Annotated in this window: 19 protein-coding genes; 11 read left to right on the forward strand and 8 right to left on the reverse strand. The window is 44.1% G+C overall.

The genetic code is table 11. The features are described from left to right. Positions 1–3 precede the first annotated feature (3 nt). Positions 4–717 carry a DNA-methyltransferase gene (locus tag GYK50_RS11925; protein WP_071002532.1) on the forward strand — a complete coding sequence of 238 codons (714 nt, stop codon included), beginning with the start codon at positions 4–6 and terminating at the stop codon, positions 715–717. Here the strand turns inward: GYK50_RS11925 and GYK50_RS11930 are convergent. Both GYK50_RS11930 and GYK50_RS11935 read right to left on the reverse strand, forming a co-directional pair. Next, the gene (locus GYK50_RS11930; RefSeq protein WP_071003716.1) at positions 714–1,691 is read right to left on the reverse strand and encodes an aminotransferase class IV; all 978 of its coding nucleotides are present in this window, start codon (positions 1,689–1,691) and stop codon (positions 714–716) included. The two genes, GYK50_RS11925 and GYK50_RS11930, sit on opposite strands and share 4 nt — an antisense overlap. 12 nt (positions 1,692–1,703) lie before the next feature. After that, positions 1,704–2,333, reverse strand: a complete 630-nt coding sequence (locus GYK50_RS11935; protein ID WP_339605603.1) for a hypothetical protein — start codon at positions 2,331–2,333, stop codon at positions 1,704–1,706. Between the two features lie 422 nt (positions 2,334–2,755). Here GYK50_RS11935 and aroE point away from each other — a divergent pair, with 422 nt between their 5' ends. Next, on the forward strand, positions 2,756–3,619 hold the full coding sequence (gene aroE, locus GYK50_RS11940) for a shikimate dehydrogenase (protein WP_212564013.1): 864 nt from the start codon (positions 2,756–2,758) through the stop codon (positions 3,617–3,619). Positions 3,620–3,655: 36 nt separating this feature from the next. On the opposite strand, the gene GYK50_RS11945 is transcribed toward aroE, so the two are convergent. Further along, positions 3,656–4,780, reverse strand: a complete 1,125-nt coding sequence (locus GYK50_RS11945; protein ID WP_212564014.1) for an FUSC family protein — start codon at positions 4,778–4,780, stop codon at positions 3,656–3,658. 498 nt (positions 4,781–5,278) lie between these two features. On the opposite strand from GYK50_RS11945, the gene GYK50_RS11950 reads away from it, so the two are divergent. Further along, complete coding sequence (locus GYK50_RS11950) at positions 5,279–7,099, forward strand: acyl-CoA dehydrogenase C-terminal domain-containing protein (protein ID WP_212564015.1); 1,821 nt, start codon at positions 5,279–5,281, stop codon at positions 7,097–7,099. Positions 7,100–7,213: 114 nt separating this feature from the next. Beyond that, positions 7,214–7,690: a hypothetical protein gene (locus GYK50_RS11955; RefSeq protein WP_212564016.1), complete on the forward strand. Its 477-nt coding sequence runs from the start codon at positions 7,214–7,216 to the stop codon at positions 7,688–7,690. A gap of 78 nt (positions 7,691–7,768) precedes the next feature. Here the strand turns inward: GYK50_RS11955 and GYK50_RS11960 are convergent, their stop codons facing one another. Continuing rightward, the gene (locus GYK50_RS11960) at positions 7,769–8,143 is read right to left on the reverse strand and encodes a 5-carboxymethyl-2-hydroxymuconate Delta-isomerase (RefSeq protein ID WP_212564017.1); all 375 of its coding nucleotides are present in this window, start codon (positions 8,141–8,143) and stop codon (positions 7,769–7,771) included. A gap of 88 nt (positions 8,144–8,231) precedes the next feature. Then, a complete protein-coding gene (gene ybaK, locus GYK50_RS11965; protein ID WP_212564018.1) occupies positions 8,232–8,720 on the reverse strand; it encodes a Cys-tRNA(Pro) deacylase in 489 nt (162 codons plus the stop codon). A 254-nt stretch (positions 8,721–8,974) separates the two neighbouring features. Here ybaK and plsB point away from each other — a divergent pair, with 254 nt between their 5' ends. Continuing rightward, positions 8,975–11,839 (forward strand): glycerol-3-phosphate 1-O-acyltransferase PlsB, encoded by a 2,865-nt coding sequence (gene plsB, locus GYK50_RS11970; RefSeq protein ID WP_212564019.1) that lies wholly within the window; start codon positions 8,975–8,977, stop codon positions 11,837–11,839. Between the two features lie 98 nt (positions 11,840–11,937). Here plsB and ettA read toward each other — a convergent pair whose 3' ends face one another. Then, positions 11,938–13,599: an energy-dependent translational throttle protein EttA gene (gene ettA / locus GYK50_RS11975; RefSeq protein WP_071002540.1), complete on the reverse strand. Its 1,662-nt coding sequence runs from the start codon at positions 13,597–13,599 to the stop codon at positions 11,938–11,940. 431 nt (positions 13,600–14,030) lie between these two features. Between ettA and GYK50_RS11980 the strand changes: the two genes are divergently transcribed. The 4 genes from GYK50_RS11980 to GYK50_RS11995 all read left to right on the forward strand — a co-directional run bounded on the left by GYK50_RS11980 (position 14,031) and on the right by GYK50_RS11995 (position 17,688). Further along, a complete protein-coding gene (locus tag GYK50_RS11980) occupies positions 14,031–15,239 on the forward strand; it encodes a flavin reductase family protein (RefSeq protein WP_093069823.1) in 1,209 nt (402 codons plus the stop codon). A 160-nt stretch (positions 15,240–15,399) separates the two neighbouring features. Further along, complete coding sequence (locus GYK50_RS11985) at positions 15,400–16,767, forward strand: fatty acid desaturase family protein (protein WP_093069821.1); 1,368 nt, start codon at positions 15,400–15,402, stop codon at positions 16,765–16,767. Positions 16,768–16,991: 224 nt separating this feature from the next. After that, entirely contained in the window at positions 16,992–17,285 is a 294-nt protein-coding gene (locus tag GYK50_RS11990; RefSeq protein ID WP_071002545.1) for a GNAT family N-acetyltransferase, read from the forward strand. 109 nt (positions 17,286–17,394) lie between these two features. Then, positions 17,395–17,688, forward strand: coding sequence for a 4a-hydroxytetrahydrobiopterin dehydratase (locus GYK50_RS11995; protein ID WP_071002546.1), 294 nt, complete (start codon positions 17,395–17,397; stop codon positions 17,686–17,688). A 110-nt stretch (positions 17,689–17,798) separates the two neighbouring features. Here the strand turns inward: GYK50_RS11995 and GYK50_RS12000 are convergent, their stop codons facing one another. Beyond that, positions 17,799–17,954 (reverse strand): DUF1328 domain-containing protein, encoded by a 156-nt coding sequence (locus tag GYK50_RS12000; protein WP_021814049.1) that lies wholly within the window; start codon positions 17,952–17,954, stop codon positions 17,799–17,801. 410 nt (positions 17,955–18,364) lie between these two features. Here GYK50_RS12000 and GYK50_RS12005 point away from each other — a divergent pair, with 410 nt between their 5' ends. After that, positions 18,365–19,651, forward strand: coding sequence for a saccharopine dehydrogenase family protein (locus GYK50_RS12005; protein ID WP_093069817.1), 1,287 nt, complete (start codon positions 18,365–18,367; stop codon positions 19,649–19,651). A 722-nt stretch (positions 19,652–20,373) separates the two neighbouring features. Beyond that, positions 20,374–20,967 (forward strand): hypothetical protein, encoded by a 594-nt coding sequence (locus GYK50_RS12010; protein ID WP_071002549.1) that lies wholly within the window; start codon positions 20,374–20,376, stop codon positions 20,965–20,967. A gap of 115 nt (positions 20,968–21,082) precedes the next feature. Here the strand turns inward: GYK50_RS12010 and GYK50_RS12015 are convergent, their stop codons facing one another. Then, entirely contained in the window at positions 21,083–23,626 is a 2,544-nt protein-coding gene (locus GYK50_RS12015) for a Tex family protein (RefSeq protein WP_186475271.1), read from the reverse strand. Positions 23,627–23,829: the final 203 nt, after the last annotated feature.

Genomic DNA, 23,829 nt, shown 5'->3' on the forward strand with positions numbered 1-23,829 from the left:
CTCTTGACCAGTACATTCCATGATGGTTTAACAGTCAAAAACGGTAAAGTCCAGTCAGTCAATAAAGGTCAGTGGGACAAGCTTGTCAGTGACAATGATGCTTATTTATTCACCTATGAATGGCTTTTTGCTGTCCGAGAGAAAATGGCAGATAATGCGACATTATGGGTCAGTGGTACACATCACAATATTTTTACTCTGGGTCGTATTTTGCCGCAGCTTGGTTTTAAAATACTTAATGTTATAACTTGGGAAAAAACCAACCCACCGCCTAATTTTTCTTGTCGGTTTTTCACTCATTCTACAGAGTTCATTATTTGGGCGAGAAAACATCCTAAAGTGCCACATTATTTCGATTACGACTTGATGAAACGACTCAATAACGATAAGCAAATGAAAGATGTGTGGCGCTTGCCAGCAATTGCTAAATGGGAAAAATCTTGTGGTAAGCACCCTACGCAAAAACCTTTGGCATTATTGGCACAGATGATTTTAGCCTCTACTAAAAAAAATGCTTTGATACTTGACCCTTTCGCTGGATCTTCAACAACAGGTATCGCAGGTAATGTCTTAGAAAGACGTTTTATTGGTATTGAGCAGGAAACTGTATATTTACAGCTTAGCCAAGCGCGCTATGAAGACCTACAACATGAAGGGAGAAAAGAGTTTTTTAAACAACATTTCTATCGTTTATTAAATAAAGAAAATAACAGCTAAACAGATTTAAAGTCCACAATATCACCTGACAATAACGTCAAACTGCTAATAGGCATGATGCCGCGCAGCGCATTGCAAAAGAATAACCGCGTCAACCTAGGCAAGTCCTCATCTGATAACGACCGTATCACCACTGGATATTTTGTCGTGGACAAAGCATCAATGAGCACTTGCCGCATCACACCAGCAACGCCCGATTGTTCCATGGAAGGGGTGTACCATTGACCTGTTGTTAGATAGCTCTCATGCTTGTTCTCAACACCTTCGTGGCCACTAGGGTGCGTTTCAGATTCGCATAAAGGCTCATCTGCTAACTGATAGAACACATTGCTCATCGTACCTTCAACCCAATGACCACTCATATCACGTAGCAGTCCTTCACTGAGGCTCTTTGTAACGTTAGCCGCCAGTGGTTCAGCTTTTATACGCTGTAGCTCGCCACTGGCAAGGACATTATCTAGGCGGCTCAGGCTTTTGAGTCCTGCCAGCGATGGCGGCAGGCAGGCAATCTGTGAAGATAAACATATCGCCGAGGCATTCGGCTGCATGGGTACTAGATTGCCATCAGGTAATGACAGTACCACAGCCGTGGAGACTCTCATAACAGCCGGTTTTAGCCAGATCTCACAAGCACTTCCTGATTCACTTGGTACATAGCCATAACCGCGAATGTCTTGTGCGGCGCGAGTCACCACGAGCTTGAGCATACCCTGCTCTAGCTGCTGGGCATATATTTTTAATACTGCCAGTAATTCCTCGCAGTCTATATCTAACTGCAAGGCGTCGGCATGGGAGATGAGCCGCTGATGATGGTAGTCTGCCCATAGGATGAGTCCGTCCATCACACCCATGGTCGTAAAAAATCCATCCGCATATGCTAGGCCGCGGTTGTCTGGCGACAGTGTCACCGCTTTGCTAGTTGCCGTATCGTCTTGTGGATATAGACATACCCAGCTGTTGGGCAGTGACGTCATGTCTAGCATCGCTTAGCTATTGTCTGTTTGGGCAGCGGATTTATTGATGACTAGCATACAGCTATAAAACTCACATTTTGCCAGTTCCACTTTCTGTCCGCCAATGACTCTGTTTTTGATGATTTGATTACTGAGCATATCAGCGACCATTTTGCCACCCTCATCACCCATCAGTCGGCGCGATAGTTGGTAGGCTTTTTTGGCATGGTCTTGGCTCAACTCTTTTTCTTTATCAGAATCGGTCGGATTGGCATAATACCAGCCAAGCTCAAGGTATTTTTCGGAGTCGATAATATCTAGATAAGGCGCGTCCGTCTTCATAAAGCGATATTTGGTGGCAGGATTACTGGCATAGTCTAGGCTATTTTCATCCGTACTTATTACTTTACCAAATGCTGACTTGATACTATCTAACTCATCGGTGCCAAGGGGCTCGCCCTTGTCAGCGTTCCATGCCGAGACATCGTATTTTACTGGTGTACCTTGTTGGGCGGTCGCGCCATCTAGATCAGGATTGTCTACCGCGCTGTTCTCTACAGGAGCCTCAGCCACAGCCTGCTCGCTGCTCTCAGCGTTTGTCTCTGGATTTTGAGCATCCTCTTTGGTGCTATCACAGCCGCCAAGCGTCACACTAACTGCCATTATCGTACCGACTAGAAGAGTCTGAAGGTTATGATTCCACATGGATAATTTACTCACACTTTTAGATTGATCTTAAAAGAATATTAACGAGCTGGCCCATAAGCCACCGATAACAAAGGTTTTTTTAATAAAGAATGTATGTAATAAAAGTTATAACCTAACAGTCATTAGAGCATATTATACTAATTAACATATAATCGATAGTTTACCCAACTGCTCAGCGCTTGACTACCTTTTAGGCTACACATAACGTTCCCAGAGGGTACATATTTGTTAAATATATCACTCATCAAACTCTGCCCGATATAAGGCTTATGAAGTGAGCCATTGGTTTGTCAATCATCATTTTATCGCTTATGATAAATGGCCGTAAGCGATGCATTTTTAATGATGTCTTGCCTCTTTTAGCCAATGGACCCTTTATGACCCAACACTTCATCGTTATTGGCAACCCGATTGCCCACAGCAAATCCCCTGAAATTCATGCGCAGTTTGCCTTACAGGCTGGTATTGATATTCGCTATCAGCGCCAGTATTGCCCTGACGATGCTGCCAGTTTTACAGCGGTCATTGAGGCGTTTTTTCATGGTGGTGGTATGGGTGCTAACGTGACCGTACCTTTTAAGCAAGTCGCTTATGACTGCTGTGCGGCGCGCGGCGGCTTGTCAGAGCATGCCAAAACAGCAGGCGCGGTCAATACGCTCATGATAAATGAGGCGCTACTACAACAAGGCGCGTCGATAAAAGAGGCCATATACGGCGATAATACGGACGGACAAGGGCTCGTTAATCATATAACACGCTTAGGTTGGCCACTGGACGGTGCTCGCGTTGCCCTGATTGGCGCAGGCGGCGCGGCGCGCGGTGTCATACTACCGCTGATTCAAGCAGGTATTGGCTCACTGACTATTGCCAATCGCACAGTGAGTAAAGCGGTAGATTTGGTGGATGAGCTGAGCGCAGCAAGCTCGGTGATTGCAGCGCAGCAGATTCAGACCTGTGCCACCAAGGATTTGAGCGGCACGTTTGATATGATTATCAATGCCACCTCTATTGGCTTATCAGGCGATAAACTGCCGCTGGATGACACTCTACACTGTCAATACGCTTATGACATGATGTATGGGCGCGACCTACCCTTTTTGCAGCATTTCGCGGCGCGTGATGCCCAAACGTCTGAAGGTTACGGCATGCTCATCGGACAAGCAGCATTGAGTTTTGAGCGCTGGACTGGTCATACAATTGATGTCTCAAAAGCAACAGAAGCACTGAGTCAAAATACTTAATGGAACTCTTAATCAGCAGCATCAAACTGCTGCTTATTATTCACTAAAGCGCAGCAGCAGCCAGTGCTCCAAACGCCGCAGTGGTACACGCAATTGTGTAGAGTGGATGGCCAAACCACCGCTCAGACCAATCACACAGCCAAGTGCCGTATCAATCATGCGCGTATGAATGACATCTCCTGCCACTGGCGGCACCGCCATCGTGCTGCCGTACTCTGCGATAAATATCGTCAACGGTGTAATAAAAATCACCGCCAGCCCATAATGCCGATCGACAAACGACTCAATCAATAGCATCATACATAATATAGCCACGGCGACACCCCATGTCGAGAGCCCCCAAGACAGCATCCAACTGGCAACCACCATACCAACCAACGTACCCAATATACGATGCAACTGCTTGATCCACATGGTTCGCAGCTGGATGCCTTGAATAATAATAAAGCAGCTCATTGCCACCCAATATGGATAAGGCATGTCTAATAAAACTGCTATTACCAACGCCAGACTGATGAAACTTACGACAATGAGGCTATCACTGATCATATCTGGCTCATAATGATAACTAGGCGCAGGGGCAATAGGACGTGTGGCGAGCAAAAACAGTGTATACAGTAGCGCGAGCAACATCGAAGATCCGCTACCCAATAACACAAGCCCTATCGCTGAGAGCACTCGATCTAATGGGACAGGAATAAAAAGCGCGATTGCCCCAGCCATCAATGTAAATAGCCCTGCTGGTGGTGGCTGCTTATAGTATCGACCCAACATCACCACGCTAAGCGCAACAAGCATAAAAACAGGCAGCCTGAGTATAGGTAATTGCTGCGCCATCAAACCCAGCGCAAAACTAAGTATCATGGCAAATCCCCAAGCCATCACTGTTACCAATCGATAAGGTAACCCGCCCACCAATGGCAGGTTTAAAATAATCATTGACCCTAGCGACGCTTTGATTCCAGCAGATAAGTCACCAAAGTAAGCCCCCACAAATACTGGAAAACTGATCGCAATCGCAGCAACAATAGGCATATGCCAGGGTCTTCGGCTACGATTGACGGTTAGTAAATGCCCAAGTTCACCATCAATGAGCCCCTTAATACGCGTGAATAGCGCGGTCAACCAAGAGGTTTGTTTGTGTAATTTTGACTCACTCATAGAGGGTCTGCCTTATTTATAGTCAATCAATATTAAAAGTGGTACAAGGCAGACGAGTGCAAGTACTACAGTAGTAGGCTAAACGAGTCTAACGCTGTAACACTTTAATAGTGGTTCGACTATATTATGTCTATTACTCTTCGGTCTTCTGCTTATCATCAATCATCTATAACAGATGATCTTTGAGCACGTCCAGCACATATATCAGCCACTTCATAAAACTAAAATTAATTAATTAAGGTAAAAGTCATGAATAATAGTTATGAATTGTATATTTATTGGTCTATAAGATTTATAATCATATCAACGCAATAATAGCTGACGCTCAACAAGGACGTCCTAAAGCCCTTCACAATGGACTCGCTGTTTATTACTAGCACTCATAACAACAGATATAGTATCTATCTCGATTAAAATAATGACACATCGCTGACATGACTCTTGACTCAAATATTGCGTCGTAAGTCTATGATAGCGAACCAACCAAAGAGAGCGATTATGTTAACTTACAAAGCACCTCTACGTGACATCAAATTTTTGATTAATGATGTATTTGATTACCAAACGCATTATAAAAGCCTAGACAATGGCGAAAACGCGGATCCTGAAACCATAGATATGATCCTACAGGGTATGGCAGATTTTGCTGAAAACGTCCTTGCTCCTATCTATCAATCAGGCGATGAAGAAGGCTGTCATTTTGAAAATGGCGAAGTCACCACACCAAAGGGCTTTAAAGAAGCTTATGACCAATTTGTAGAAGGCGGCTGGCAAGGTATCTCGTATCCTGAACAGTACGGCGGAATGAACCTACCCACATCAATCAACTTAATCAAAGCTGAAATGATCGGTACTGCCAACTGGCCGTGGGCGATGTACTCTGGCCTCTCAACAGGTTGTATCAACACTATCATGCAGTACGGTACCGATGAGCAAAAAGACCTTTATTTACCAAAATTGGTCGAAGGAACGTGGTCAGGTACGATGTGTTTGACCGAGCCTCAATGTGGTACCGACTTGGGTCAGGTAAAGTCAAAAGCCATCCCGCAGGATGATGGTACCTACAAAATCAGTGGCACCAAAATCTTCATCTCAAGTGGTGAGCATGATCTAACGGACAATATCATTCATATTGTTTTAGCACGCCTACCAAATGCGCCAGAGGGTACACGCGGTATCTCGCTATTTATCGTACCAAAATTCACGCCGAATGCTGAAGGCGAATCTGGCGAGCGCAATGCTGTTGTTTGCGGTTCAATCGAGCACAAAATGGGTATCAGCTCGTCTTCTACCTGTGTGTTGAACTTCGATGGTGCTACTGGCTACCTAATTGGCGAACCGCACAAAGGCCTAAAAGCCATGTTCACCTTTATGAACACTGCTCGTATCGGTACTGGTATCCAAGGTTTGGCACATACGGAGCTGTCTTTCCAAAATGCATTGCCCTATGCCAAAGAACGCCGCTCTATGCGCACCCTTTCTGGTACCAAAGACCCTGAAAAAGTAGCTGATGCGATCATCCACCACGCTGACGTACGCCGTATGCTCTTGACGCAAAAAGCCTTTGCTGAAGGCGGTCGCTCAATGATTTATCATTCAGCACGCTATGCGGACAAAATGGCACAAGGCATTGTCAATGGCGATGAAGAAGAGTTTGAAAAATGGGATGACAAGCTAGGTTTTTATACGCCAATCCTAAAAGGGTTCTTGACTGAGCTTGGTATCGAAGCGGCCAAACACGGTCAGCAAGTCTATGGCGGCCACGGCTATATCAAAGAATGGGGTATGGAGCTGATTGCTCGTGATGCTCGTATCGCGACCATGTACGAAGGTACGACTGGCGTACAGGCATTGGATCTATTAGGCCGTAAGGTTATCTTGCAATCTAAAGGTAAAATCATCCGTGACTATACCTCAAGCATCATGAAATGGTGCGGCGAGTATGCCCTTGATAAAGACATGCGTAAATTTGTTTGGGCACTTACCAAGCTGTGCGCTGAGTGGAACACCTTGACAGTACGCTTGATGCTAATGGCTCGTAAAGACCGTGAAATCATCTCAGCCGCATCAGATGACTTCTTGATGTACTCAGGTTACGTCATGATGGGCTACCACTGGGCACGTATGGCAGCCGTGGCCTATGACAAGCTTGAAAATGGCGGTACAGAAGCACCAGAATTCTACAAAGCAAAAATTCAAACCGCCGAATTCTATTTTGACAAGCTGCTACCACGTACCTCTGGACATGCTGAATCCATGGTCGCACCAAGCGAGAGCATGACAGCGATGGATATCGACAGCTTTGCTTTCTTAGACTAATACAGTATCAATAACGTATAAAAAAGCGCCTATCATTTAGGCGCTTTTTTGTGTTTAACTGACCGTATTATGATTAAAGACTATCAAAAGTAACCTGTAATTTAGGAGCAAATAATGGTTTTACCTAACGATAAAAACACGGCTTTAGCTGCTCGATATATACGAGCATTGGTCATTAGTACCACGCTCGTCAGTATTGGCATCAGCAGTGCAGCGGCCAAAAGTAGCGATAGTACTCTGCATTTTGCAAAAGGCGCTGTTACTAGCGTCGTCACTGGTAAACTCGCTCCTCATACCGATGAGCAGTGGTATCGTTTCGATGCTGCAAGTCAGCAATATGCCGTTATTAACATTGCACCACTTGCAGGTACGCCCGAGACTGCTAACGTCGGTGTATTGCATATGCCGGATGGTACCCAAGATGGCACCAAAGGCGGTATCATTTATCAAGGCTGTCTGCCACAAACGGGAAAATACCGACTCCGTATCGCACGTAATCTTATGGCCACTCATGGCAAAACAGCAGGCTATAAAGTTGAGGTCATGATACTACCAAAGGTTGCTAGTCAGTCTTTGTGCAAGCCCGCTTAACCATATACGTCTAACGCCTTCAAACAACAGTATTCAAAATATAATAAGTCGCTTTGGAAAAGGTTAAAGCGTTTAACATTAACTACCTAGCATCTTCTTATGATATACCGCACTAATCTCTTCGACTTCTACGCATATTTGCAGTGCCGCACGACCTGATTGCTCGTCTCCGATCTTTTCTTCGATGGTAGCGACCAAGAGCTCAGCCAGCTGATTACGAGTCTCTATATCGCGGCCGCTCATCAGTTTTAGATTGGCATAGATAAACCCATTCGCTTGCTCATCATCTTCCACACCCACCAAAAACGTCTCAATAGGTAAGATACGTGTTTTGATATCTGTCGGCTTACCAAAATATCCACTGTCCCATAATGCTTTATTGAGCGACTTTAGCAATGATTCTTCGTGAGGGATACTGACATTGGGCGTAGCTTGAACGGTTAAATGCGGCATGAGGACATCCTTAAATAGAGAAAGTAATAGATCAGTTGGCTTATTAGTTTACGCGCTCTGCCTCATCGCCGTAAAACGTTTATTTGTATTATTCATCAGTAATCGCACTAAAATGCGCATCAAGTGTGTTGGCTAATTGCGCTGGTGGTAACTCAATCTCCAAACCGCGACGACCGCCACTGACATAGACCGTTGTCTGATCTTGAGCACTGCTATCTATGACTGTTTTTAGGCGCTTTTTTTGCCCGAGTGGACTGACGCCGCCCAACACATAGCCGGTACTACGTTCTACTTGCTTGGGATCTGCCATTTGTACTTTTTTGCAGGACAACAATTTATTCGCGGATAAGGCTTTGGCCATTTTTTTAAAATTGAGGGTTTTATCTACTGGCAATATCGCAACCGCAAGGTCGTCAGTATCGGTCGATACCACCAAAGTTTTGAACACTTGCACTGCCGCCACGCCAAGCTTTTCTGCGGCTTCTAAACCAAAAGAGGCCGCATGACTGTCATGCGTGTATTCGTGTATGCGGTAATCAAGACCGCGTTTTTTGGCAAGATCGATAGCTGGCGTCATAATATTTCGGCTTAATAAAATAGAACTAAAGAATAGGCGTCATACGGATTAAGGATTAAATAGACATGGCATCAATATATTATTACGCCAAATATCGTAACTTTCAAATACTTGACCGTTTTATATCATTGCTCGCTTACTAGTGAGTAACCCAATAGTATTAATATTAGCAGTATATACAGACACTATATATCGCTTTAGTGGCTTTTATGGCATCATAAGCGCAACATATTTGACTATTTTTGATACTGATTATGATACCGAAGTTCCTAAAAAAACGGATTTTTAAAGCGCCAGTCAGCACTGACCGCACTTCTGAAACTGACGCGGGTCCAATCGTCACCAAGCCTTACGCTAATGCTCCGATCAATCAGCTGTATCGTAAACTATCGGGACAGCTACTCGATGTTGCTGTCAAACCGAAATTATTGGGTGAATTGCCTGATTTTGATAGCGACGAGCAGGTACTTAGATTTTATGTGCTACAGGATTATTCTCGCTCCAACAGTATTTTGATCGATTTGCAGACGCAAGAGCATAACTTGCCGCCTGCATTGGTTGGGGTCAATGACGCGGCTCACAATATCAAAGAAAATGCAGCCATCATATTTTTGAATCACCCAAGTGCCAAAGACAATCAGTTGTCTCCGCGCCTTTCTCGCTTAGTCTCTGCGGTTTTGCAATATCCAGAGCTAAAGGTGCGCCTAGTACCCGTATCTATCCTGTGGGGACGCGCCCCTGAAAAAGAAGACTCGCTATTTAAACTATTAACCGCTGACAATTGGCAAGACCCGAGTATCAGCAAGCAGTTATTTAATATCGGCGTGATGGGCCGTGATACCTTTGTACAATTCCACCCACCCCAAGATTTGCGTACTATCATCAATGATAGCCTCAAAGGTGAAAGCGCGGGCCCTAACGTTTTTGACTCAGTTTCTGAAGGCTCAGTTTCTAAAGACTTGGTTTCTAAAGATTTGGTTTCTAAAGATTTGGTTTCTAAAGATTTGGTTTCTGAGGATTCAAGTACTAAAAGCTCACCTGCTACAGACTCACAAGATACTGAATCAGCAACGACGGATAATGATGTCAAAACTGATGCTGAAAAATCACCTAGCTATACGCTCGTGGCGGCTGCTGATGGCAATCGTGAACTCGTGCGGATGCTACAGCAGCAATTGACGATTTATTTAGACAAGCAGCGCGCCAGTATGCTGGGCCCTGATTTGTCGGATAGACGTAATTTGGTCGATAAACTGGTCTACTCGCCAGCGATTAAGCACGCAATAGAGCTGGAAGCTGCCGAAAAAGGCACCAGCGTACGCGACGCTCGTAGTCAAGCGCGAGGATACGCCAATGAGATGGTGAATGACTATTCTCATTCCATTATTCGTGGGTTTTATAAGTTTTTAACGTGGTTATGGACACAGTTATATGACGGTGTCGAAGTCCATCACTTTGAGCGAGTACGTGACCTTGCGACCGATTATGAGCTGATTTATGTGCCGTGCCATCGCAGCCATGTTGATTATCTATTGTTGTCTTATGTCATCTATAAACGCGGTTTGAGTATCCCTTATATCGCAGCAGGTGATAACTTAGATGTGCCAGTATTGGGACCGTTATTGCGCGGCGCTGTCGCTTTTTATATTCGTCGTAGCTTCCGTGGCAATGCCCTTTATACCGCCGTATTGCGTGAATATATGCATACCCTTATCACGCGTAATACGCCGATCGAGTACTTCATTGAAGGTGGTCGCTCACGTTCAGGTCGCCTACTACCGCCCAAAATGGGTATGCTGGCGATGACGGTACATAGCCAGTTACGTCAAACCAATAAGCCTGTGGTGTTCATCCCAACTTATATTGGTTATGAGCGTATTATGGAAGGCGGCACTTATATCGGTGAGTTAAAGGGCAAACCAAAAGAATCAGAATCGTTGATTGGGCTACTCAAAGTGGGTCGTAAAATTGAGCGTATTTTTGGTAATGTACATCTAAGTTTTGGTACACCGCTGCATCTTAGCGATTTTATGACAAAGTTCGATGTTCCAGCCAACAGCTTACCGTCCGATCGCACCGACTCCCCACTCGATGAAAAAGCCAGTGCCATGGTCGATAATATCGGTGTAAAAGTCATGCAGCACATCAATAAAGCTGCCGTGATAACGCCTGTGTCGCTGCTATCATTGGTACTACTATCCGCACCGAAAGCGGCACTGGATGAAAACAGTTGCCGTGAGCAAATCGCTTTGTACCAAGGCCTTGCGCAACAGCTTCCTTATGCAGATGACACTGTCATCACAGATATGAGCCCGCAAGAAATCATTGATTATGGCATCAAGCTAAAACTCATAGAGCGTACGCCGCACATCTTGGGCGATATCATTCAGGTCGCTGGCAAGCAAGCGGCATTGCTCAGCTATTTCCGCAATAACATTCTACACGTCTTTATCTTGCTGTCTTTCTTATCAGCGCTAGTGGCACGTAACGGCCGTATCAAACGCAGTCGTTTAGATAGTATCGCTGAGCAGTTATACCCATTCTTGCAAGGTGAGCTGTTCTTATACTACCCAGCGCATGGTTTGGCGGAGACGCTCAACAAAAAAGTCGATAGTTTACTCTCTCATGGGTTGATTGTTGAGTTGGGTGATGACACGCTTAGTGTTCCTGAGTCTAATAGCAAGCGCTATCAACAGCTACAAGTACTGGCGACACCCGTTGGGCAAAGTCTTGAGCGTTATTTTATGACGCTTGCCCTACTCGCTCAGCAGGGCTCTGGTAATCTGACCGAAAGCGAAGTCGTTGACCTGTGCCATTTGCTTGGACAACGCTTGTCTGTACTGTATGCCGATGATATTCCTGACTTCTTTGATCGCGCATTATTTACTAGCTTTATCAGCGCTTTGACTCGTCTTGATTATCTACAAAAAGATGATGAAACGGGCATATTGACCTTTGACCATCGTATCAATGACATCGCCAGTCATGCCAAATATGTGCTGACGCCTGATATGATGCAAATCTTGCAGCAAGTCGCAAGTTTAAACGAAGAAGAAATCACTCGTGCTATTACTGAGATTAGTAATAAAAAGCAGCGTAAATTTGGGCGTAAGCGTTAATCGTTAGTCATGACTTTTAAACAATTAAGCTAAACAAAAAAGACCGCTATTGATTAGCGGTCTTTTTTTATGCAGTTCCAATATACCAAACAATGGTATTAGTTGGTGATTTTCTTATACTTAGCACGCTTAGGCGTGGCGTCATCACCCATTGTCTTTTTACGATAGGCTTCAAACTCACTGTAGTTGCCATCGAACCACACTGGGCCTTCTTCTTCAAACGCCAAGATGTGGGTGGCGATACGGTCAAGGAACCAGCGATCATGCGAGACGACCATGACCGTACCTGGGAATACTTGAATCGCATCCTCTAGCGCACGTAAGGTTTCAACGTCCAAGTCGTTCGAGGGTTCATCGAGTAGCAGTACGTTTGCGCCCTGCTTTAGGGTTTTTGCCAATTGCAAGCGGTTACGCTCACCACCTGATAATTGACCGACATGTTTCTGCTGGTCTGAGCCTTTAAAATTAAAGCGGCCGATGTACGCACGGCTTGGCGTGGTGTAGTCACCGACAGTAATCATGTCAAGACCGTCTGATACTTCTTCCCAGACGGTCTTTTTGTCGTCTAGGTTGTCACGCACCTGACCGACATAGGCAACCTTGACACTTTCGCCCAAATCAACCGAACCAGTATCTGGGGTATCACGCTCAGTAATCATGTTAAATAGCGTGGTTTTACCCGCACCATTTGGACCGATGATACCAACGATAGCACCCGCTGGGACATTGAAGCTTAGGTTTTCATACAATAAACGATCGCCAAACGACTTGGAGATGTTATTGACCTCGATAACTTTATTACCTAGACGCGGACCGGGCGGAATATAAATCTCTGAGGTCTCATTTCGCTGCTGGAATTCTTTTGAGTTCAGCTCTTCAAAACGCTGTACGCGCGACTTAGACTTCGCTTGCTGACCCTTTTGATTTTTACGAATCCACTCAAGCTCTTTTTTCAGCGCTTTGGCAAACGACTCTTCTTGCTTCTGTTGTTCCTCTAAGCGCTTGTTTTTTTGCTCTAACCATTCAGTATAGTTACCTTCATACGGGTAGCCATAGCCTCGGTCAAGCTCCAAAATCCACTGCGCCACATTATCCAAGAAATAACGATCATGGGTAATGGCAACGATAGTGCCGCTATAGTTTTGCAAGAATTGCTCAAGCCAAGCGACTGATTCGGCGTCCAGATGGTTAGTAGGCTCATCGAGTAGCAGCATATCGGGACGTGATAGTAGCAGGCGACATAAAGCAACACGGCGTTTTTCACCACCTGACAGTTTACTCACGTCCGCGTCCCATGGTGGCAGACGTAGCGCATCGGCGGCTTTCTCTAACTGGTTATTTAGATTGTGTGCATCCCATGACTGGATAATGTCTTCCATTTTGCCCTGCTCTTCAGCAAGTTTGTCAAAATCAGCATCCGGTTCGGCATACTCAGCATAGATTTGGTCTAAGCGCGCTAACGCATCTAACGCCTCACGCATGCCGTCCTCGACGTTGCCGCGCACATCTTTGCTGTCATCGAGTTGTGGCTCCTGCGGCAAGTAACCAACTTTGGTTCCTGTTTGCGCACGTGCTTCACCGCTGAACTCAGTATCCACACCCGCCATAATACGTAGCAAGGTCGACTTACCTGCCCCATTGATGCCTAAGACACCAATTTTGGCACCCGGGAAAAAGGACAGATTGATATTTTTTAAGATTTCACGCTTAGGGGGAACAAGTTTTGACACGTTGTTCATCGTGTAAATATATTGAGCCATTAACACTCCGATAGACTGCATAGAAGAGAACAGCAAATACCACTCAGCGCTGCTGCCAAGCGTGCCGTAACTCAAAATCAGGGTTACAAATTATCGTTCATTATCGCATTGTGGCGCATACCCTGCAAGCTAACAGGTTGTTTTACCCCTTGTTTTGCAGCTTTTGTCATAGAGTATCGCTGTTTCTGGATAAAAGCGGGCAAAAATATTTTTCTGAGGTTACGAGCTTAACATTCTGATTCATTGCTGTTTGATAAAAACCACAAAAAATAGCATCAAAACTTTCGCAAAGTTAATCAATAGCCGTTAACATATTAGAGTGGCTTAACAGCGCAAAAAATAATGGTTTAGTATGCCATTAATGAAACTGGCTATAAGCTGAGTCATTATTTCTCATATATTTTTAATAATATTTATACAGGTACTGATTAATGGCCAACGGCTATCGCCCTGAAATAGTTCAACGTGCGTTTGTCGATTTTATCGGGTCGCGCTTACATCCGTTTTGGTCATTGACGACACCCAAGCTACGCCTTATTGCTCGATACGAGATGAGTGATGATTTAATTGCACTGCAATTTGAGACCAATCGAGCGTTTAGGCAGCAGATATCCAAAGGGGCAGATGATTGGCAAGGCGGTCAGTATCTTGATTTACGTGTTTTTATCGATGGGGTTTATCATCAGCGCAGCTATTCACTCGTAGGATTGGCGAATCAGCCATTGTGGTGGCAAGATGATGCCGTCATTACTAAGTCAGCAAAAAGCCAACGCCATACGGTTACTATTGCTGTTAAACCGCAAGGGTTAGTATCTGACTATTTGACCAAGCAACTGTCGCTATCTAGCATCGTTGATACCAGTATGCCACTGGGTCATTTTACTTTGGCACAGGCAAAGACAAGTTTAGATAATAGAGAACCAGATAACCAAAAACTACACCCTTTATTATTTGTCGCTGGCGGTAGCGGTATCACGCCTATGCTAGGACTTATTGCGCAAGCACTAGCAGACGGACATCAGGTAGCGTTGCTACATTATAATCGAACGAAACTTGCCCAGTTTCAACATCAGTGGCAACAGCTGAGCGATATCTATCCAGCCTTCAGCTATCATTTTATCCATACTGATAACCCTGCGACTTATTTGGCTGGCGAACGATACTTAAGTGCAGAGGGTCTGTTATCACTTAATCTACCATTGGTAGATACTCAGATATTTGCCTGCGGTTCACAAGCGTTATTAGCTGGCTTATATAAAGCAGTGTCAGAAATCATTTTACCGCAAGGCAATCAACTACGTGACAATATTATTATAGAGAATTTCGGTAGCGCACTGCCTGATTTTGATAGCGGTGGTAATCAAGTACTAGATAATGCACTACAGACAGAGTCGCATACGGTGTATTTGCGATCACGGCAACGGCAGTTCGATAGCGACACTACATTATTGGTCGCTGCCGAAAACGCAGGTATACGACTGGCGCATGGTTGTAGGCAAGGAATTTGCCAGTTGTGCCGCTGCAATAAAGTGAGCGGCGTGGTCAAAAACATCCAAACTTACAAGATAAGTAGTGATGGTTACGAGTCTATCCAAACCTGCATCAATATCGCCATGACAGACGTGGTGTTAGACATTTAGCCCTGCTGAAATTAAAAATACGACCACCAACCCCTGACTATCGCCCTCTTAAAACCAAAAAATAGACTGATGTTAATTCATATTGTATGCTAAAACTTAGATGACTCATAAAATCGAATCCAGTGCTGCTTATTCGTGCCATTTCGGTTAAGGATTATATATGCGCTTATTACCACCTATTGATACAGCACATTCTGCCGTACCCATGTTGACGCCTTTGTCCGATGCACAGTTGGCAAGAGATAGTAGCGAGCAGCCAACTCTATCATCACAGCAAACGCCTTATCCCACTGTGACGCAGGCGCCTTTACCCAAAGCACAAAGTGATGCCTTGACAGTAGAATTAAATGCGCTATATGAAGGTGTGATGGACTCATTAGGTAGCGATGACGCCAAATACATTCAGCGGATTTATGCGACTGTGGTCTATAGTGAGCTTGTCGCCCGTGGTTTACTGGCTGTCGCAGGACGCATGTCATCACGCCGCTCGCAGATAGGGGCTTGGCTGTTGGGTACGTCAATACTTAGTTTTAGCAAAATACTCAACAATATGGAGCTTGGGCATAATGTCATGCATGGTCAATACGACTGGATGCAGCATCCGCATCTGAACAGTCAGAAGTTTGATTGGGACATTGTCTGCCCTGTCCCATTATGGCAACACTCGCACAACTATCTACACCATACGTTTACCAATATTGTTGGGCGCGACCATGACGTTGGCTATCACTTGATTCGGGTGACAGATGAGCAGCCTTGGACGCCAGAAGATCGCTACAATATGTTTAGTACTGCCGTATTGGCCTTTGGCTTTGAGTGGGCGGTTGCCTTTCATGATATTCAGATCAGTGTCGATGAATACGCCGACTCCCCTAACTTGCATAAAATCATGCAGCAAAAATCTCGTGCACTATTTGCCAAAATTGCCCGCCAAGTTGGTAAAGATTATGTGGCTTTGCCAGCCGTAGCCGCCTTGACCTTAGGTCGTCGTAGCGCTATGAGCACACTGAGTGGCAACATAGCAGCCAATACGGTTCGTAACCTGTGGACGTGGGCGGTGATTTTCTGTGGCCATTTTACAGAGCAGGCTCACATCTATACCCATCTCGATGCGGATGAGAGCGAAGGCGACTGGTACGTGCGTCAGATTCTTGGCTCTAGTAATATCAAAGGGAATAAATGGTTTCACATTTTGACTGGCAATTTGTCTCATCAGATTGAGCATCATATCTTTCCTGATATGCCAGCTAGCCACTATGCCAGTATTGCCCCGCAAGTAAAAGCCATCTGTCATAAATATGATTTGCCTTACAACACTGGGCGTTTTAGCACACAGCTACGACAAGTAATAGGACGTATTCATCACTTTAGTAAGCCCAGCGAGCAAAAGTGGCAAGCCTACCAGTCGGTATCGGCTGCGGATACCACCACTCACTCACATAAGTCGACACCAGAGAGCGAGACAGCAAAGGGTCTTAGTCGATTCTTACCACCCGTCGTTCGTAAAGCGATAGCTTATATATGGTGATATATTCACATTTTTAACGCAGATTAAAAGACATTAATACTATTAACAATCGTCATAACGACTATTACGGTAAGCGACTAGATTGTTTGATATCAATCATACATACTCAACCAAGCACAAAATATTTACTGATGACGTAGTATTTAATAAATCTGCCTTCTTCATTCATCCTTAGAAAATATGGCAGTTATTAAAAATTCGATAATAATAAATGGAGTTGTATCATGAGTAACCAAACCACTAAATCAGCACTAGATATCACACATAATCAAGCAGCGAATCGTTTTGAGACTACCGTCGATGGTCAGACGGGCTATATCAGCTATCAAGACCGTGATGACACCCTCGTCTATGACCACACGATCGTTCCGCGACAGTTAGGCGGTCAAGGTGTCGGTTCAGCACTAGTCAAACATGCGCTAGATTACGCCCGTGAACATGATAAAAAGGTTGTGCCGCAATGCTCGTTTGTGGCCTCATATATCAGCAAGCACCCTGAGTACCAAGATTTGGTATAGCTTACCGCCCTTTATCCCAAACAACTAGTATGCAGCAATTTTAGATTAGGAGATCCATCCCAATATAACTTTTAATAAACCAATCCGTATAACAATAAAGGTTATTAATATGAGTAGTTTATCTGACAAGCAAATTGATCTACAGTTAGAAGAGCTTGCTGGTTGGCAGCGTGATGGCAATAGTATCGTCAAGACCTATCACTTCAGCGATTTTATTGAGGCGATGAGTTTTATGAACCAAGCGGCATTTTATGCTGAAGCACTCGAACATCATCCGGAATGGCGTAATATATACAATATAGTCGAGGTACGCCTAACCAATCAGGACACCGGCGGCGTTTCTAGTTTGGACATTCGCCTTGCAAAACGCATGGAGCATATCGTGCAACCCAAACGTCTATAGCCTTATATTTCTGTTAAATGAGTAACTGAAGTGCTTTAGTTGAACATAAGAAAAGACCCTCAATTGAGGGTCTTTTTTTATACTGGATTTTTTATAGTAATAAGCTGTGTTTACATTTTGCGACTAACAAACGCCACAATAAATAAAATCACAGCGACTGCTAAGAAGATGTATGCCAGATTAGCAGACAGTCCTGCAACGCCGCCAAATCCTAATAAACTTGCTAGCAGTGCGATTACTGCAAAGATAATAGCCCAACGAAACATAATATTCTCCTCAAATAATTGTTAAAAATCAGATAGTAAACTTTATATAGTATTGATTTAACTTTTTTTTCTAATACCAGTCATATCTGCTTACAAACATAGACTAGCAATATTTCTCTTTAAACAACGTGCATTTTAGTAATGATGTCAGTAGATTATGTAAAGTTTGTAGCAAGTGTTAACACCTTTTATTTTTTCTTGTGTCTATAAACATATTATTTAGGATGATGAGCACCTTATTTGCTAAATTATTGATTGTCTTATGGTTGCATATAAATAACATCAAAAATTTCTGAAAAATAGATGTGGCAATGAAAACTGTCGCGACCCCATAAACTTCTAACTTATTCAGACCACTTGGTTTATAGTTTAAAGTCACATTATCATCCAATATATTAAGGACAATACTTATGAGTACCGAGACGGATACCGCAAAAACCGCACAACAAGATACTAGCGACAACCGCCCTTATGCCGTCATCTTATATGGCGCAACAAGCTTTGTCGGACAAATCACCGCTCACTATTTAACCAATTTTTTATCCAATGCTAAAAATAAAGATGGCTCTAACGTCACTTGGGCAATTGCAGGACGTGATGAAGAAAAACTCAATGAGCTACAGTCGAAACTTGAGAGCAAAGTAGATATTATCATTGCTAATAGTAAAGACTCTGCCAGCCTTGATGAGATGACCAAACAGACAAAAGTCATCATCTCAACCGTCGGCCCTTACCTCAAATATGGCGAACCTTTGATAAAATCTTGTGCCGAAAATGGTACCGATTACGTCGATCTTACTGGTGAAGCGATCTTTATCAAAGACATGATGGACAAATATCAAGATACTGCCAAACAAAGCGGCGCACGGATTGTCAACTCTTGCGGCTTTGATTCTATCCCATCAGATTTGGGTGTTTACTTTACGCAAACCAAAGCAGAAGAGAAGTTCGGAGAAGCTTGTAACGTGATTCACATGCGCGTAAAAGCGGCAAAAGGCGGCATCTCTGGTGGTACGATTGCCTCGATGGCGACGATATTCGAAGAAGTTGGTGAAGATAAATCACGCCGTAAGCAAGTAGCCAACCCTTATCTACTAAACGATGACACAGATGTGCCCAATGTACGTCAAGACAATGTCAGCAAACCAGAATACGACAGCGCCCATAAACGTTGGTTGGCGCCCTTTGTGATGGCGAGTATCAACACACGTATTGTCCATCGCAGTAACCAGCTACTCGGTTACGAATACGGTCGCGATTTTAAATATGACGAAGCCATGTGGATGAAAGATGGTGTCAAAGGTAAGTTATCAAGCTACGCGATGAGCGCGGGTCTACTAGGATTTGCCACTGCCATGATGATTAAACCAAGCCGTGAGTTATTGTCCAAGCATGTTCTGCCCAAAGCAGGCACAGGCCCTTCTAAGGATGAGCAGGAAAATGGCTACTTTGATATTCGCCATTTCGGTCAAACAGCTAAAAACGACACCATCACGGTCAAAGTTACCGGCGATAAAGATCCTGGTTACGGTAGCACTTCTCGTATGCTCGCGCAGGCAGCATTATGTCTGGCACAAGATATCAGTAAAGAAGACGTTGGCGGCGGATTCTGGACGCCTGCCTCTGCGATGGGTGATAAGCTCATAGCCCGTTTAGAAGAACATTCAGGTCTAAGCTTTGAAGTTATCGATGGTTAACCGAATGTAAAACATTTAAATAATGATTTATTAATGCTGATGATTTTCATGACCGTATCTTGATAACAAGGTGCGGTTTTTTAATACGCAAATTTTATAGCGCTCATCTATCATATTAGCGAATGCTAATAGCGTATTTTTTGGTAATCAATGTTGCGGTTTTTCGATTTTTTAGTACATTATGCTACAGATTTTTAGTCTAATGTCACAGCCATCCTCTCCTCAATACGCTAGGATAAAATACGTTACGGTTTGATTGTTATAGAGAATATTCATTTAAAAATTTTAATCAAAGTTCACTTCAAAAAACATCATCTAGTAAAAATATTTCTCTAAAACAATGTTATTGATCGAATTGATATTAGTCAAAATTTTCCAGTAGTTCGTGTGCCAGATAAAGGTTTTTAGCAGCCTGTTATCGATACAAATACTGGTAAATCTATCATTGTTGAATAAAATAGATCCAAATGCTTACTTCATTTCTTAAATGAGATGTGGGCTTAATAGTTTCATAACGTCACAACAATACACCAAGCTGTTAGAACCTTAATGAGTTTACTACTGAAATGTCTGTTATATAACTGGTACTTTGTTTTTACGAATTATAGTAAGGTCAAATCAAAATCTGGCTGTCCTCAATTATCTGCATTTTAGACATAATTATATATAGATATGGCAGCTGTTTTTAATCATTGTTCATTTATCGAATTTGGAGTTTTGTAATGAAAAAGAATATTTTATCGTTAATTTTAGGTACTACACTTGCATTGCCTACACTTGCAATGGCTATGCCGACCAACAGCAGTGATTCTATGCAATCACGTATGCCAAGTAGCTCTGTTAAAAGCAATGTACAAGTCGGTGTAGAAGGACCAACTGGTAAATTGGGAGCTGCACAGTCTAGTCAGGTCAACATCAATAACTCTAGCAATAAGATGAATGACTCTCGTAGCGAGATGAATGATTCGAACAAGGGTATGAACAACTCTGACAACAGAATGAACGAATCGAATAACAAGATGAATGATAAGTCTGGCACTATGAGCAATAGTAATATGCCTACAATGAACGGCAATATGCCAGCGACAACGGGTGCAGCTTCTTCACAGTCTACCCAACGTACACAAACGCCAAATATGCAGCACAGTAATTCAAACTATCAGCCATTAATTGCAGGTGAAGCCGCTTCTAACAATAAAACGGCAAATGCTACTAGTACCTTACAAGAAAAGAAAAAAGACCGTCGTGGTGAGCTTTTAGCGACTCAGCCTGGTCAAGTGGAATTTAACGAAAACCGTCGTTTCACCATTCGTTAATAATGACAGTGCTTGATTGAATAGTATGATTAACAGTTTACTACTATCAATAAGTGACATATAAAAAGGCAGCCAATTGGCTGCCTTTTTTGTTGCACACGGCTATAAATTTTGGCTATTTCTTAGTTTTAGTCACGCCAGCTTCTTGTAACAAGGCGCCAAGTGTACCCATTTTACTAGGTGCTTGCGCTTTATCGTTTTTGATCGGTTTGCTACGGTTACTATTCGTATTGTCCTGACGTTTACCACGTGGCTTAGACGAACGCTGATCAGCAGCAGAACGACTATTATTTGCACGGTCACTATTCGCCTGATTACGGCGTGGACGGCTCACTTTTTCACCATCTGTACTGGTTGCAGTAGACTTAGCAGCCGTACGGACAGGTTTTTCAGACTCAGGCTTCATACTAAATCCGATACGACCACGTTTTTCATCGATAGAAATAACACGAACCGATACGATATCACCAGGTTTGACGCGGTTCATGGGATCTGCGACAAAGTCATTGGCCATCTGAGAGATATGGACCAAACCATCCTGATGTACACCGACATCAACGAAACAACCAAAAGCCGTTACGTTAGTGACCACGCCTTCAAGCTGCATACCTTCGCTCAAATCTTTGATGCTATTGACATCATCACGGAAGTTAGCCGTTTTAAATTCAGGACGTGGATCGCGTGCAGGTTTAGCAAGCTCTTCGATAATCGCTTTTACGCTGACATTATCATCGTTAGCAGCCAGCGCAGTCGTATCGATAGCATTCAGTACACCATCGTTACCGATGACTTCTGATAAAGGCTTGCCGGCTTGTGCGAGTAAGCTATCAACCAAGGCATAGCTCTCTGGATGCACGCCCGTTGCATCTAATGGATTGCTACCATTACGAATACGTAAGAAACCTGCTGCTTGCTCAAACGTCTTAGCGCCTAGACGTGGAACATTTTTGAGTGCTTCACGGCTATCAAATGCCCCGTGCTCGCGGCGATAAGTCACGATTTGCTGCGCCACATTACGGTTCAGACCCGCGATATGTGCCAAAATAGCAGGACTCGCTGTATTCACATCCACACCAACCGCATTCACGCTATCTTGAGTCACTTTATCAAGACTATCTGCCAGCTGGTTTTGGTTCACGTCGTGCTGATACTGACCTACACCGATGGCTTTTGGATCGACTTTGACAAGCTCTGATAACGGATCTTGCAAGCGACGTGCGATAGACACCGCACCGCGCACCGACACGTCTAAATTGGCAAGCTCATCACTAGCAAGCTCGCTCGCCGAATAGACGGAAGCGCCTGATTCATTGACGATGACAGCTTTGGCTTTAAGTGCAGCGTTCGCGGCCAAAATCTCTTTAATCATTGCATCGGTTTCGCGACTTGCCGTACCATTACCGATAGCGACCAAATCAACATCATAAGTACTTAATAGCTCATCAATGACTTTTTTGGCTTCATCCATTTTGTTGTCAGGGGCAAACGGATAAACGGTTGCGATGACAGGTTTTTCTTCGCTATCTGACATGACATGACCTTGCGCATCCACAATGGCCATTTTTACGCCATGACGGATACCAGGATCGACACCTAAGATCACTTTAGAGCCTGCTGGTGCAGCCATCAATAAATGCTGTAAGTTACTAGCGAACACATCAATCGCATCTGCTTCTGCAGCTAGGCGCTTTTCGGTCAGTAAGCGGTGCTCGATATGTGGACGCCATTTGTCTTTCCACAAACTACTGGCCGCCTCTGTCAAAAACTCACGGCGTGCTGCTGGCGCTTTGGCATCGACATCGAAATGATTGATAATTTTTTCGATAAATGGTGCGTCTTCGCCTTCGATTTTTAGACCCAAGACGTTTTCTTGACGACCACGTAACATCGCTAATAGGCGATGGTTTGGCAGTCGAGCCAGGCTTTCGCTATGCTCAAAGTAGTCTTTGAACTTTTCGCCAACTTCACGCTTTTCTTCGCTCGCAACGCTCGATACGATACTGGCAGTTTTGGCAAAACCATTGCGTAAGTTGTCCAACAACCCCAATGCTTGCGTCCACTCATCAACGATAATGGCTTGCACACCAGCAAGCTGCTTGTCGATATCGCTAAAGTCAACGTCGATCTCATTACCACTATCATCAGTGATACTTGACTGAACTTGATAATCAGCCAGCGCCTCTGTCGGGGTGATCTCTTGCGTCAAGACAGCTTGCGCAGCAGCATCGAGTCCAGCGGCACGTGCTTTGGCAGCCGGTGAACGACGACGCGGACGATATGGCAGATAGATGTCTTCAAGCTCAAGCTTTGACGTCGCATTATCGATACGCGTCTGCAGCTCATCGGTCAAATTGCCTTGCGTGCTCAGTAGCTCAGTGATTTTGAGGCGTCGGGTGGCCATGTCACGCTCATAATTCAGAGACTTCTCGAGAGCACGCAGCTGCGCGTCATCAAGGTTTTGCGTTTTTTCTTTGCGGTAACGCGCAATGAAAGGAACCGTTGCGCCTTCATCATAAAGCTTCACAAACGCATTGACTTGAGCAGTCTTAATGCCAAGCGCGCGAGCAAGCTTGTCGTGAATATTCGCGTGTGTGGTTGCATCCAAAACCTGTGCATTTGTCGAGGTTTGAGATGACGTTAAGGTATCAGTGCTACTCATATACGTATCAATCGTTGAGAAATGTAGTTTTGCATTATAGCAAAAGCTGCATGAATAAAAATCCTTTTTATCTTTTCGTTAATTATCGCCTGTTTTGCGGCATAAAACGTTTTATATCAAACGTTCTGTAGCCTTGTTAAACAAACGCATACAGCATTTATTCTTATGAGTGATGCAATTCGCAGTGCAATCTTATACACTAA

This window comes from Psychrobacter pacificensis (assembly GCF_018336615.1).
Lineage (GTDB): Bacteria > Pseudomonadota > Gammaproteobacteria > Pseudomonadales > Moraxellaceae > Psychrobacter > Psychrobacter pacificensis.